This window comes from Bacteroides xylanisolvens (genome assembly GCF_018289135.1).
GTDB lineage: Bacteria > Bacteroidota > Bacteroidia > Bacteroidales > Bacteroidaceae > Bacteroides > Bacteroides xylanisolvens.
On record NZ_CP072216.1, the window covers coordinates 428932 to 442792 of the forward strand.

Consider the following 13861-nt stretch of genomic DNA (forward strand, 5'->3'; position numbering starts at 1 on the left):
ATCTAAAGCGGGGAGAAATTAAATCTCAAAATCCGGTAAATAGTCTGTCAGGACTTTGTTAACCTGTTTGCCTTTTACCTGATCTGTGACTATCGTTGCACCTTCCTTTTTACCGGCATCATAGTTTAAAGAAACTTTTTCCGTTTTATTGCTTACATAGATGGCGGCTTTCCCTTTTTCTGTCAGGTTACAAGTTATAGTCCAGTCGCCTACCTGAATGGTATTACCTTTGCGAACTACCTGCATATCCGGGCGGTTCTTTCCATGCGTATCCATCACTGTCAGGAAACGGGCGGTTTTACACGGAACTGTTGTAGAAGAGAAATGCCAGTGATTAGGATATTTCAACGCTTTCCCTTGTGCGTTCGTCACATTTTTCCAGTTGGTTGGCGCACAGAAGAAAGTATCTACCATCGCTTGTTCCGTTTTTGCCGAACTGAAAAGATGGGCAACAGAGACCCCCCCGGCTTTATTCTTACCAATAACTTTCACTTCATCCGTCAGTTCCTGTATTTCCATAGGCAGTTCTACGGTATGTAAAAGATAACTCCATGTGACGGCTTCTTTTCCTTCCAGTTCATCATAAATCACAAAAACTCCGGTAGTTCCCAATTGGATGATATGACGGCGGAACATATCCAGCTTGTTCTCATCCCATCCTTTTTCGGGCGTATATTGCGTACCGGATAATTCGCCACGTTTCAACCATAGGGGAGAAGTCACTTTACCATAAGCATTGGAAGCGTCTCCTACCATGTAAGCGATTTTCTCTCCTTCATACCACCGTGGAATCCAGCCATATCCTTCCGTCCCGATCTTCTGCGTCATTCCATTCACCAAAATACTGTTGTGCGCACGAGTATTACGGTAAGAGTACATACAATGATCGTCTGTAAAACCAGTGCGATGTCCGCTACTATAAAAAATGGCTTTACCTCCGTAGAATGTATTGAAAGCATTCTGATTGGCTAGTGCATGGGAAGTGGAACCGTAGGAACTGGAACGGAACGACAGCATTGCATTCTTGTCTGTATCTCCCAAAGAAGTATTCATCGTACCGATTCCCGTTTCATTGAATACTTTTGCCATCGGTAATTCTGCAAGAGTAGGACCTTCTTTGGGGAGCGTTTTCTTTGTTGTGCAGCGATACCAGGTCAAGTCTCCGGATTTTCCGAGGAAAGTCTTTTCCATAATATCCGGTTCTTTCTGCAAAATGGTGCGTACATAAGCGGCTGCCCATGGATTGTTACATTCGCGTGCCAAGGCATCTGCATACCCAACTCGTGTACCGTTTGGCTTCAGCTTACTTTCATGTGAGTTTCCTTGCCCGGCGGATTTCGAGAATGGAGGCTGTTGATAGATGACGTAGAACGCATTGTTGTTATACCAGGGATCAGCAAAGAAATCGAATCCGCTGATACGGGAATAAAAAGCAGGAACTTCAATCAATGTGCGGAGATTGACCTGAAAATAAGAATCGCCATTGTGCCAACCTCCATCCGTGTTGAGGCCCGGCAGACGGGATACCCACTCATTGTAGCAATAATCCACCCAGGTGGAAGCCATCGGCAGTTCGCCATACGTAGCAAATGCAGCCATATTCAAGATACGGAAAGTCATTTGCCAAACATGGTTATCAGCAATACGGTTTTCTAAGTGATTGACATATTCATGATAGAATTTCTTTCCATTTTCACGAATCGTTCTTAAGAGTAGTTTCTTTTCATCCGGAGTCAGCAGGTTATACCATGCGTCATACGCGGAAGTACTCATAGACAGAATGGTGGAACGGTTGAAATCTCCCGCAAAGTACTTACTATTCTTCCATGAAAGAATTTCGGAAAGACGCTTTATACCTTCTTTGTAGTATACCTCGTTTTTCGTTAGCAAGTAAGCACGTACCATGGCTTCGATATTCGCTTCTTCCCGGTCTACAATCTTACGACTTTCCCGAATCAGAGCGGAACGATATTGAACGATGTTTGTCAGCTTGACAACCTGGGTCGTATCAATTTCTTCTTCCAAATGTTTCAGCGGATGATTCAGACATTTATCGGCTTTCCGGATGTAAGCCTGTGCTTCCGGATTGTTTTTGTTCCGTTCGATGATATTGTCCCAATCTTCGGCATCAAGCAAGATGCGGGGATGCGTCTTGGGTAATTTGGCTAACACCTCTTGTAGGGAAGGCGGGTTGAATGTACGTATATGCTCGTCTATATGAAAATGAGAAACGGGCGACCATTCTTCTTTTCCGTCTTTGTCAACGTAGGCATATTGCCAATACCATTTTCCTTTTTCAAACAGTTTGAATGGGTTGAAAAAGGCCCATTTCCTTTCAGCGGTTATCACTTCCGATTTGAATTCCGGGTCGCGTGCAATCCGGATGCGGTAAGTCACTTCCGGTTTGTAGTCTTCTTCTTCCACTCCGTCCAATACGGCCCCCAAGTGAGGAAATTTGTCCGGCCACATGAAACGAGGAGGATTGACAGTGATATGCTGCCCGTCCAGTGGTGAAGGCGTTTCGCGGACCTCATGCATCAAAGTCTGTTGAGTCAGGCGCATGATTCCTTTTTGCGCATACCCGTTGGCGGATAGCAGAATGGTGAACAAGAGAAAAATAGATATTCGTTGTTTCATCATATAACTTTGCATTTTTTTATTCGTCGTTTGTTGTTCAGCGTTCAACGTTGTTTGAACAAGTCTTTCAGACGAACGGTCTTGTTATTAATCAGTGGGCGTGCCCAAAAACCGATAAAGGTGATGTATCCTACGAAAACAAGGATAAACAGCATACCTGTGCGGAGTGATGTTGCATCTGCCAACGTACTCACAATCATCGGACCACCGGCACCACCGACGATTGCCGAACATAAAATACCGGCGAATGAACCGTGATGCTGTGAAGCGGAGTTCAAAGCCAATGAGAATACGATGGAATACATCATGGAAATACTGAATCCGACAGCAGGAAAAGCGATCATAGATACTTCCTTGCTTCCGAACAATGCCGATAATAATAGGATGATGGTCAGGATTCCGGAGATTTGCAGCAATCGCTTGCTGTCAATCAACTTGAGTAGAATCATACCTACGAGACAGCCGGCTGTCATCAATCCCCAGAAATAGCTCACGGCTTGCGCACCATCAGTTTGCGGATTGACTCCGTGGTATTGTTCCAGGAAGGTACTCATAAAGATAGAAGTTCCCTGTTCCGTGCTTACGTAGCAGAAAATCCCCAGGAAAAACAACCATACATATTTCTGTTTGAACAAAGCCAGATATGAATCTTTAGACCCGCTTTTCTCATCTTCTTTCAGTTCGATCTTGGGAAAGCGGGAGACACCGACAGCAATCAGCATGACTAACAACAGGATGGTAAATACCCAGTAAAGAGATACCCATGGCATTTCCCGTGGGGTGATATCGGCCAACAAGTCGATAAAGAAACCTTTACCGGCTGTGTAGGTTGCCGGGTCAAGTTCACGAATCAGATAAGTATATACCAGAGGGCTTAGGAAAGAAGCGATGCCAAACATGAATTGTGCCAGTTCGGCTATAAATGCATAGTTTTCTTCTCCTCCTACAGTACGCTGGAGCGGATTCAATACAGTTTGCAACATGGCCATTCCTAATCCGATGATGAAAGAAGAAGCTAATAACATCGGATACGTATGCATACAGGCAAACAGGATGGTGCCGATAAACGGCATCAGGAAGCCACCGAATAATACCGGTTTTTCACCGAAACGGTCAATCAGTAATCCGGCAGGGATAGACATGATGGCGTATGCCAGGAAGAAAGAGGTCGGGATAAATCCCGCCATCGCCAGGTCACTTAGATTGAAGTTGTGGATAATATCCGGAATAAGTGGTCCCAGAATATTAGTAATAAACGAAATGGTGAACCAGAACGCCATAATCAGCGCCAACATTCCTAAATTCTTTTTCATAATTTAATCAGGTTTGGAGCAGATAATTGAGTAAATACAAGTGACGCAGCTCCAATACTTCCGGCCTTGTTTCCAAGAGCGGCAGCTATGATTTGAGTATTCACAGCACAGTCGGGGATGGCATAACTACGTGCTTTTTCGCTTACTTTCTGAATGTAAAAGTCTCCTGCTTCGGAGAGTCCTCCACCAATCACAATCTTTTGCGGACTGAAGATATTGATAAAGCCTGCAATTCCGTGTCCCAAAAAGTCACAGTGTTCTTCCAATGATATTTTTGCAATCGGATCTCCTTGTTTATAAAGGCGGACAATCAATTCACCGTTAATCTCTTCATTCGGGTAGGAGATGCCTGCGTCTATTATTCGTTGACTGAAGCGGCGTACCAAAGCAGAAGTGGAAGCATAGTGTTCCAGACAGCCGACAGAACCGCAAGCACACGGTTCGCCATTGGCAATGAGAGGCACGTGTCCCAGCTCCGTTCCCCGGTTGGCATAACCGTTGAACAATTTGCCGTCGATGACTACTGCACCGCCAATACCCGTTCCTACCGTCAAGAAAACAACATGAGTGGCTCCCTGACCGGCTCCGTACATTGTTTCTCCCAGTCCCATCAGATTGGCATCATTTCCCAATAAAGCCGGAAGTCCGGTTTCCGTTTCAATACGGTCTGCCAAGTGAATGTTTTCCCAGCCGTTGATATTTTCCGCACCTCCTAAAACAATACGGTTCGTACCATCCACAATGCCCGGTGTTCCGATTCCTATACCATCAATTTTGTAGTCTTTTTCCTGTGCAAAGGCTTTCACTTCATTGATAGCAGTAACCAACTGTCCGATGACAGCTTCTGCTGAAACATCGGCTTTCGACGGTAACTTCCCTTGAAAGTAAAATACGCCTTCATTATCAATAAGGGCGTATTTTACTGAAGTTCCGCCAAGGTCAATTCCTATAGCGTATTCTTTCTCCATACCACGTTAATACTTAATACTTGATACTTAATACTTAAAAACTACACTCTTTCCGCCCAAATCGGTGAACTCCAAGCCCATTGTCCGTCACGTTGGCGAACGCGTACATAGTAGTAATCCGTATCCCGCTGCGGCTCTTTATCTTCCATGTAATGTTCCAGAGTGAAACAGCTTTCCGGCATGGCACGATTGAAGAGAATAGCCTCGCTCAACCAACCGATCATGAAGTGTGAACGTGAACCTTCAAGCAACTCGCTCAACGTATGTTCAAACTTCTTGCCATTGAATTCGGCAATGACCTTACCGTCTTTTGGCATTTCCACATCAAGGATTACAGCTTGCATGGCTGCTGTAGTCGTATTCGGATTCTTGCTGCTGTACATATCCAGTTCGGTTTCCTTGTTGCCAACGGATACAATACGGTTGACATGTGTGTGGAATTCAGTTTCACCTTCTTGCGGAGAAGTGAATGCTGCGCCACGGAAACAAGGAGTTACACTATGAATCTGTCCTTTGTCTACCGACAGTTTGCCCTGCCAATGTACGTATTTCTCTTCACGATTCCAACCAAAATCAACTTTAACTTTGCAACGTACCGTATCACCTTCCGGAGCAACGGGAGTCAACGGACCGTTCATACGAGCTAAAATCTGCCCGTTCTTTACAATATCTACGTAGTCGATACAGCTTTCACCTGTGACATTCAGATAGATACGACGGCTGTTACCGCGAACTACATCACCCATGAAAGCATCGTTGAGGCGGAAGTCGATAATAATCTTATCACCGGTTGCGGCACATACATGACGGGTACGTAGAGCTTCCCAAATGGCATCGCGAGTCAGTGACGGAGCCAAAACACCGATGCGTCCGTCTCCATAGCTTCCCGGATAACCGGAATGTTGGTCGGTGGAGGCCATGATACCAAACTTATTGCCCAATTCAAGACCATATTGAATGGTTCCTTCCCATTGGCGTGGTCCCATATCATGCAAATAGGGGTAGTCTCCCTGATCGCTTTCTGCCAGACCGTGACGGGAATACATTTCTACGAATGGAGTAATATCTCCTTCGGTAAAGCATTTCCAGTTGTAACCGCGATAACCACCCTGATAACCCATGTGGTGCGGGGTAACGAATACCTTATGTCCTTTTGCTTTTTCTTTCCAGTCCTCGATTGAAGTACATTCTACAAGTGGTGCGTCCAAATCATAGTTCAGCGCAACATGATCTCCATGTTCCATGCTATGAGCTTCGTATCCTACAAAAGTCAGGAATTCACCTTCCTTGTTATACTCATTTGTCATTTTTACGTACTTCTCATAACCGCCTTCACGCAAACGCTTGAAAGCTCCCGTGTGGTAATCGATCACCCATTTCAGGCGGGGATCATCTGCTCCGGGAATATCCGGCCACATAGCATGAGGAGTAACACTAACAAAATCCAATTGTCCTTTCGCTGCTTCAAAAGCATCGCGCATGTCGCCGTGTCCGTATGTGATGTTACAGTGGTTGTGTAAGTCGCCCCAATACATTTTGAGGTTGCTGGCTGATGGCATAATTTTCTTAGCCTCTTTGCTTCCTGCTGCGCAAGAACCGAGCAAGCTGCCCGAAGCTGCCAGTCCGAGGAAAGACCAGCCTGTGTTTTTTAAAAACTTTCTTCTATCCATGATATAATTGTTTTTGGTTAATCTTTATTTATATAAATGGGAATTTATCGGTTAAATAAGAATTTATCGGTTCTTACAATTATATATTTATTGGGGTGCCCTGAAAGGGCTTAATTATATAGCGTAGGGCAACGCCCTACGAAAAAAGCACACCAGCCACAAGCCCTGAAAGGGCAGAACTGTATACAATTATGCCCTTTCAGGGCGCAAATTCAGATTGTCGTTTTTACGTAGGGCGTTGCCCTACGCTATATAATTAAGCCCTTTCAGCGCACTCCGCAAAATAATCATTTAGCGATTTTTCATCAGTCTTCTGTCACCTTTGAAAAGAACCTTTTCCTTTTCATCCGGGTCTGTATCTTTATACTGTTTTTGAGTTTCCTGAAGCAGTTGCATCAGCTCTTTTTGCTTTTCAGCATATTCCGGTTTGTCGAAGACATTGTTCATTTCTCTTGGGTCAGCTTTTATGTCATACATTTCCCATTCGTCGATGTCGTTGTAGAAATGAATCAATTTGAAGTCTTGTGTGCGAATACCATAATGACGCTTCACAGAATGTTCAGCAGGGTATTCGTAGTAATGATAATAAGCAGCTTTGCGCCAATCGGCAGGAGTTTTGCCTTCATTCACCAATACGGGTTTCAGGGAGGCTCCTTGGATATCTGATGGGATCTCTATTCCGGCAAAGTCGAGGAAAGTAGGAGCAAAGTCCACATTCATGCTGATGGCATTACTGGTACTTCCTGCTTTAATTGCTTTCGGATAACGGATAATAAGCGGCATGCGTTGACATTCTTCATACATAAAGCGTTTGTCAAACCAGCCATGTTCGCCAAGGAAGAAACCTTGGTCGGAGGTGTAGACAATGATTGTGTTGTCCAGCTCACCAATTTTTTCGAGATAATTCAGCAGGCGGCCGATATTTTCGTCTACTGCCAGAACTGTTGCCAGATAATCACGCATATATTGCTGATATTTCCAGCTGATTAATGATTTGCCTTTCAGGTCACCTTTGCGGTATTCGGCAATGCGTCCGGCATATACAGAGTCCCATTTATCCTGAACTTCAACAGGCATACGTTTGTATACACTGTAAAGACGGTTGGTGGTATCTTTCAGCATTTCTTCACGAGTCAGCAATTTGAGGTCCCAGTCGTTTGTCAGTGTATGTTCGATAGACATATCCTGTTCACGGGCTGCTCTTCCGCGGCCTTCATAGTCGTCGAACAGATTAGCTGGTTCCGGGAAAGTGGTATTGTTGAATATACCCAGATGACGGGGAGCAGGCATCCAGTTGCGGTGCGGAGCTTTCTGATGATACATCATGCAGAAAGGCTTGTTCTTGTCGCGACCTTCGAGGAATTCAATGGCTTTATCAGTGATAATATCCGTAGCGTATCCTTTTTCTACAATATGCTTCCCGTTTTCCCAGAAATCAGGATCGTAATAGTCACCTTGTTCGTGTTGGCCGCTAAGGATGCTCCAATGATCGAATCCTTGCGGTTCACTGATAAGATGCCATTTACCAATTATTGCAGTCTGATATCCGGCTTGTTGAAGCAGTTTGGGGAATGTCTGCTGATCTCCGTTGAACGTACTTGCGTTATCGGTAAAACCATTCTCGTGGCTGAACTTACCGGTGAGGATGCACGCACGTGAAGGTCCTGAAAGAGCGTTGACAGCGTAGCAGTTGTCAAAACGGATACCTTCGTTGGCAATCCGGTCCATGTTAGGAGTCTGAATCAAATTTCCTCCGTAGCAGGACATTGCTTGAGTGGTATGGTCATCCGTCATCATGAAGATGATGTTCGGTTGTCTGGTCTCTTCTTTCTTTTGATTGCCGCAGGAAGCGAGACTTAGTGCAGCTAGTGGGAGGAGTAGGGCAGAGGGGGTGTAATAGTTTTCCATAATGATGAAGGAGAGTGACTAAAAAGTCGGTTGCATCTCCAATTCCCTTCCTTCCGGAAGGAGGAGAAATTGAGATGCGACCGACTTTTTAGTCAGCTTTATTATAGTTTGTATTTTAATGACTGTTTCTTTCCGTTTACTTTCACTTCTACTTCCAGTCCGTTTTCATCGAACGCTTTGTTCTTGAACTTAGCTGCAAATTTAGGGGCATCTGCGCTTTTCTTAACTGGATAGATAACTGTGATGTAACGAACAGCTTCTTCGCCGTCTTTCTTCACGTTGAAAGATACATTCATACGTTTGTAACGTTTGCGATAAGCAGTTGAGCACCAACCCGGTTCTTTCTTCATCGACATACCGTCGGGACCGAAACATTGCAGTTTCATGTTGCTGCCGTCTTCAAATTGTGTCAGGAACGTCATGTCTTCGCGGCTGTTGGCAATTTCTCCTTTTGGCATTTGATAGTGAAGATTGATGGAACCTTTGGCGCTACCGATCATTTCGTCTACAATGACAAAGTAAGTGTTGTCAACGAAGAAAACGGAACGACGGTGTTTCAAGTTTTTGTAACTAGGATTTTCGGTCACTAAAGTTTGGATAGTACCTTCCGGTTGCCACAATCTAGTAACGGATTCTGTAGTTTCCAAGTTTTTGTTGTTCAGCGTTACCGTGTTGTGAACACAAGTCTGACGGTGCCAGTTGCGTTGTTCCATCACTTCGCCTTCACCTGCATATACATACGAACCTGAATCCGGGAACAAATTCTTGCCGTTGAACCAAAGTTCGAATGTACCATTATCCGGCTGACAGTGCCATTCTCCTTTCGGGCCGGCTTTTACTACCATTTGAGTGGCATCCATTCCCCATGAATTGCGGAATACAAAGAAACCAGTTTTCTGAAAACCTTTAGACATATAATCCGGCAATGCGCCTTCTTTACCTTCGGTTGCGAAGTATTTGATAGCTTGGTTTTTCGGGAATAGTTTACCCCATGCTTTGTAGTTTTTCACCATTTCTTTCTTTGTTGTCAACTTAGCATCGCTGAAACATGGATTGGTATAATCAGGGAAAGAAATGTTTGCATAGAACATAATCATGCTTTCGATTGTATCCAGGTAATCCTGCGGGAATTCTTTACGGAATCCGTTCGCATCCGCAATACCTAATGCTTTGCAGAAAATGTTGATAGATGCCAGATGATAATGTGGATCGAGTTCGAATTGTCCGCCGTCTTCGTATACCTGTACATGAATTTCACGGTTCAGAATATCGATACCGCTTTTTCTCCATGCCGGAGCATCTTTAAATTCAGGGAAGAAAGCACCGGCGTAGATCATACGTTGAGCTTCAAACAGCAAGTGGTTACCTTGATCAGAGTAGTTGGCAAGGATGTGTATAGCATGTTTGTGATAGTTCACCAGGAATTCTGTCAGGAAGTCCGGAGTGAAAGAAGGAGAAGGAAGGAATAACTGGAACTGTGAAGTCTGGTCCTGCAGGCGATTACTAACTTCCAGCGGGCGCCATGCGAAACGTACGTTTTCTATTTCACCTTTGATTTTTCCATCACTTAACAGCTCATATTCTTTTTTGTCCATCTTTACCAACGGATTCTTTTTAATCCAGTCGATATACTGATGTGCCCATTCTTTAGCATATTTCTCGTCACCGGATATGCGATAAGCCTTTCCCATCGGAGTGAACCATTTGTGGCGGTGCAATTGCCAACGGAGTTCATTGTCTTTCACCGGCCAGTATTGCCAGTTGATGTCTTCTCCGTAGTTGTAAGAAGGCTGATAACCTTTATGTACGAAGAATGTATGTTTCAATCCGTCATCTGCCCACTGCTGTTCTTCTTTGCTGATAGTCACTTTGTTCAGATTGATATCCGGAGTTTTTACATTGGTACGCGCACGGTAATAGTCTAATAATGCTTTGGCAGCATCCTCATCTTTACCTTCCTGATGCAAAGCTTTCACTTTTTCCAATCCCGGATAGTCCAGGTTAAGAAGCGAAAATACTTCGCTTTTCAGTTCTTGGGCACTAGCTTTGCCTACAAAACAAGCGATTGCCAGCAGAACGATATACTTTAAAGTTTTATTCATGATATAATTTACGATTTTACGATTTACTATTTACGATTGAGAACACTCTTGCTTTTGTATTATTGGATCATTCTCAACTCTCCATGCTCAACTCTCAACTTCTTTAATTCCATGAATCTTTTCAATGCTTCCAGATAGTAATAGTCAGCATAGTTCAGTGGAGTGTCGATTTCAGAACCGTTGGGCAGTGAACCGACAGAGTGCATCAGAATGAATCCTTGGTTGTCACCCACTTTTGCAAGATATGCGTCGCTTGACAAACTCTTCAGAATCTTTTCCGCATAATCCAGGTATTTCTGTCCGTCGGGAACCATGGTGCTTAGTTCGATCAATGCTGAAGCGGTAACAGAAGCGGCAGAAGCGTCACGTGGAGTTTCTTCAGTCACAGGTGCATCATAATCCCAATAGGGGATAGCATCGTCTGTTTTAACGCGATCCATAATCATATCAGCTACTTTGATAGCGAAGTTCAGGAAAGTACTGTCGTTTGTTTCACGGTAGCAAGCTGTGTAGCCATATACAGCCCATGCTTGACCACGTGCCCATGAAGAATCGTCATTCTTGCCTTGGTGAGTTTGCTTGCGTTCAACAGTTCCGTCGTTGTTGTAGCTTACTACATGCCAGCAAGTATAATCCGGGCGGAAGTGATTGTTCATGGTAGTCATAGCATGCTTGATAGCAATGTCTTTGTATTTATTGTCACCTGTCGCTTTTGCTACATTAAACAGAAGATCGAGGTTCATCATATTGTCGATAATAACCGGGAAGTTCCATGTTCCGAAATCCCATGAACGGATAGCGCCGATAGAATCGTTGAAACGGCCGCAGAGGTTATCGGCAGTTTCTCTCATCACAGCGGCAATGGTGTCGTTGGGTGAAAGACGTTCTGCGTTGCCATAGCTGCAGTTGACCATGAATCCCAAATCATGCGTACCTTTATAATAGCGTACCGGATTCAGCAGATTTGTATATTGGATGGCTTGAGTCTTCAGTGTATCGTTTCCTGTCAGTTCGTATGCGTACCACAATGAGCCGGGGAAGAAACCACTCGTCCAGTCATAAACGTTGCAGAGGCGACGTTTGCCTAGCTGGTCAGCAGTGGGTTGTGCGCGTAGTGAATCTTTGAATGTTGATGAATCTCTTTCCAACTGACGGCAAAGGAAATCCATGTCATAACCGGTACGGATGGAGCGTGGCAACATTCCTGTACCACTAACCTCTTCTGCAGAAAGTTGTAATTGGGCAGAAGCTACATCCAGTCCTTTTTTTATCCAACTGTAGTCTTCCTTTGGGGTTGTCTGGCACGATGCAAGTGCAATACTAACCGAAGCAAAGAGAACAAGTTTCTTTTTCATGTTATTCATTTTAAGTGATTGTTTTTAGAAGTTTTGTAACTGATGCAAAAGTAGTGGAAAGGCTTAACTTTGTGTTGCAGGATTGTCCAAAAGGAGTTTGAACTCTGCTTTTCAAGTTTTGATTTTGTTGAAAAAGGTTTTAATTTTCTCCAATATGCCCTAATTAAGGCATATTGGAGAGGATTAAGCCTTTTATTTTAAAGAGAAATTACTTATTTACCCCAGCCTGGGTTTTGTTTAAATTGAATACATAAGTCTTTTTCTCGTTGTGGAATAGGCAATAACTCATGTTTGTTCTTTTCTGTATATTTGTACAACAGATATCTGTAGGTATCTGCTGAATCCCACCAATTAGCTAGTGCGGTATTCGTCTTTTGTATTGTTTCATAATAAATGCCCCAACGTACTAAGTCCATTCGGCGGTGTCCTTCGAAAGCTAATTCATAAGCGCGTTCTTTTCTGATGGCTTCACGGAAACTTTCTTCATTTAGGTTTGAAAGATCGCAACTACCTGTATTACTTGGGTATCCAAATCCACGACGACGAACCTCATTAATAGCTGCATACGCTTCCGTTGTAGGACCATGTTTCCATTCATTTAAGGCTTCGGCGTAAATAAGTAGTACATCGGCATAGCGTAAGAAATACCAGTTTGCATTTGATTTGTCATTATTGATAATACCGCCAGTCTTTTGATGTTTAATAAGATCCCATTTTGCGGGGGTATAGTTTTGTTTTTCTTTTTGTCCTTGAGTAGGATCTTGATCTTTTAATTTGGCAGATTCTTCTGTATCTTTATCTTTGTTTTTCACCCATAATATGTAATCATCATCGTATTTATAATTTGCAATTGATAAGTCACGACGTTTATCATTAGCGTTTTTACTGTCTCTCCAATCAAGTACAAATGTATGCACCACCTTCATATTTCCGGCACAACTACCTCGTACACCAGCGATTGATGTAGTTTTTACTCCATTCCATTTACCGATACGTCCCACGGGGTCTCCTGAGCCTGACACAGTAGGAGAGTAAAATGATATTTCTATTAAACTTTCGCTCGGATCCCATACACCGCTGCAAGTATTATCCCATAATTTGTCATAATCACGAAGTAATGAGTGCTTTCCTGACTCTATGAGAATGCGGGCTGTTTTAGCTGCATTTTCCCATTTTGCAGTGTTTTGTACAGGATATCCCGCCCATGTAGCATATACTTTAGCCAAGAGGCCAAGTGCTGCCCCTTTACTGAAACGATATGCTGTACTTTCACGAAGTTGATCGTCAACAGCGTATGGCAGAACTTCACTTGCATATAGAAGATCATCTTCAATAAACTCATATACTTTATCGGGACTAGCTTGGGTATAAGTAGTAGGAGCTTGATAGGACATTTCTGTATTAGTAATCAAAGGTATATGTCCATAACGACGTACTAATTCGAAATAGAACATAGCTCTTAGCGCTTTGGCTTCAGCAATATAAAGAGTTGCTAATTTTTTATCTGTATCATTGTAATTATCAATTTTTCTACTGATACGTTCCAAAAAATCGTTTGCTCTGTAGATACCTTTGTAGAGAACTTGCCATGTTTGTTGAATTTCTACTTGAGTAGTAGGGAAAGCATTATTAGCGATGATACGATAATTGGTTATATCGGAACCTTCTCCCTGGGATATATCTGTTCCCATGTTGAACAAGAGCGACAAGTGGTATCCGTAAGCTGCGTCTTCAATAGTTGTGCGGTATACTCCCAGCAAAACATCTTTTGCTTCTTTCGCATTATTCATGTAGTTTTTCTTTTCCATTTCGCTTCTTGCCTCTTCATCTAACGAGCATGAAAATGGTAGAATGCACAGGATAGACATTGCTATGTAATATATTATCTTTTTCATATTATTTTTCTCG

The 13861-nt window shown here is 43.4% G+C and carries 8 protein-coding genes; all 8 read right to left on the minus strand.

Features of this window, described 5'->3' with window-relative positions:
* Positions 1-18 precede the first annotated feature (18 nt).
* The 8 genes from INE92_RS02005 to INE92_RS02040 all read right to left on the minus strand — a co-directional run bounded on the left by INE92_RS02005 (position 19) and on the right by INE92_RS02040 (position 13848).
* Entirely contained in the window at positions 19-2640 is a 2622-nt protein-coding gene (locus INE92_RS02005; RefSeq protein WP_195436454.1) for a DUF4962 domain-containing protein, read from the minus strand.
* A gap of 41 nt (positions 2641-2681) precedes the next feature.
* Positions 2682-3950 (minus strand): sugar MFS transporter, encoded by a 1269-nt coding sequence (locus INE92_RS02010; RefSeq protein ID WP_195436455.1) that lies wholly within the window; start codon positions 3948-3950, stop codon positions 2682-2684.
* Entirely contained in the window at positions 3947-4918 is a 972-nt protein-coding gene (locus INE92_RS02015; RefSeq protein WP_195436456.1) for an ROK family protein, read from the minus strand. The genes INE92_RS02010 and INE92_RS02015 overlap by 4 nt, the downstream gene beginning before the upstream one ends.
* Before the next feature lie 41 nt (positions 4919-4959).
* Positions 4960-6588, minus strand: coding sequence for a PHP domain-containing protein (locus INE92_RS02020; protein ID WP_195436457.1), 1629 nt, complete (start codon positions 6586-6588; stop codon positions 4960-4962).
* Between the two features lie 291 nt (positions 6589-6879).
* On the minus strand, positions 6880-8496 hold the full coding sequence (locus INE92_RS02025; protein ID WP_055235962.1) for a sulfatase family protein: 1617 nt from the start codon (positions 8494-8496) through the stop codon (positions 6880-6882).
* Positions 8497-8597: 101 nt separating this feature from the next.
* A complete protein-coding gene (gene hepC, locus INE92_RS02030) occupies positions 8598-10598 on the minus strand; it encodes a heparin-sulfate lyase HepC (protein WP_015532597.1) in 2001 nt (666 codons plus the stop codon).
* A 59-nt stretch (positions 10599-10657) separates the two neighbouring features.
* A complete protein-coding gene (locus INE92_RS02035) occupies positions 10658-11962 on the minus strand; it encodes a DUF4995 domain-containing protein (RefSeq protein ID WP_151921741.1) in 1305 nt (434 codons plus the stop codon).
* Positions 11963-12165: 203 nt separating this feature from the next.
* Positions 12166-13848, minus strand: a complete 1683-nt coding sequence (locus INE92_RS02040) for a RagB/SusD family nutrient uptake outer membrane protein (protein WP_055235959.1) — start codon at positions 13846-13848, stop codon at positions 12166-12168.
* Between the last annotated feature and the right edge of the window lie 13 nt (positions 13849-13861).

Coding starts and splice junctions, on each gene's coding strand:
- INE92_RS02040 (WP_055235959.1), bottom strand. CDS start 13,848: ATGAAAAAGATAATATATTACATAGCAATGTCTATCCTGTGCATTCTA.
- INE92_RS02035 (WP_151921741.1), bottom strand. CDS start 11,962: ATGAATAACATGAAAAAGAAACTTGTTCTCTTTGCTTCGGTTAGTATT.
- INE92_RS02025 (WP_055235962.1), bottom strand. CDS start 8,496: ATGGAAAACTATTACACCCCCTCTGCCCTACTCCTCCCACTAGCTGCA.
- INE92_RS02020 (WP_195436457.1), bottom strand. CDS start 6,588: ATGGATAGAAGAAAGTTTTTAAAAAACACAGGCTGGTCTTTCCTCGGA.
- INE92_RS02015 (WP_195436456.1), bottom strand. CDS start 4,918: ATGGAGAAAGAATACGCTATAGGAATTGACCTTGGCGGAACTTCAGTA.
- hepC (WP_015532597.1), bottom strand. CDS start 10,598: ATGAATAAAACTTTAAAGTATATCGTTCTGCTGGCAATCGCTTGTTTT.
- INE92_RS02005 (WP_195436454.1), bottom strand. CDS start 2,640: ATGATGAAACAACGAATATCTATTTTTCTCTTGTTCACCATTCTGCTA.
- INE92_RS02010 (WP_195436455.1), bottom strand. CDS start 3,950: ATGAAAAAGAATTTAGGAATGTTGGCGCTGATTATGGCGTTCTGGTTC.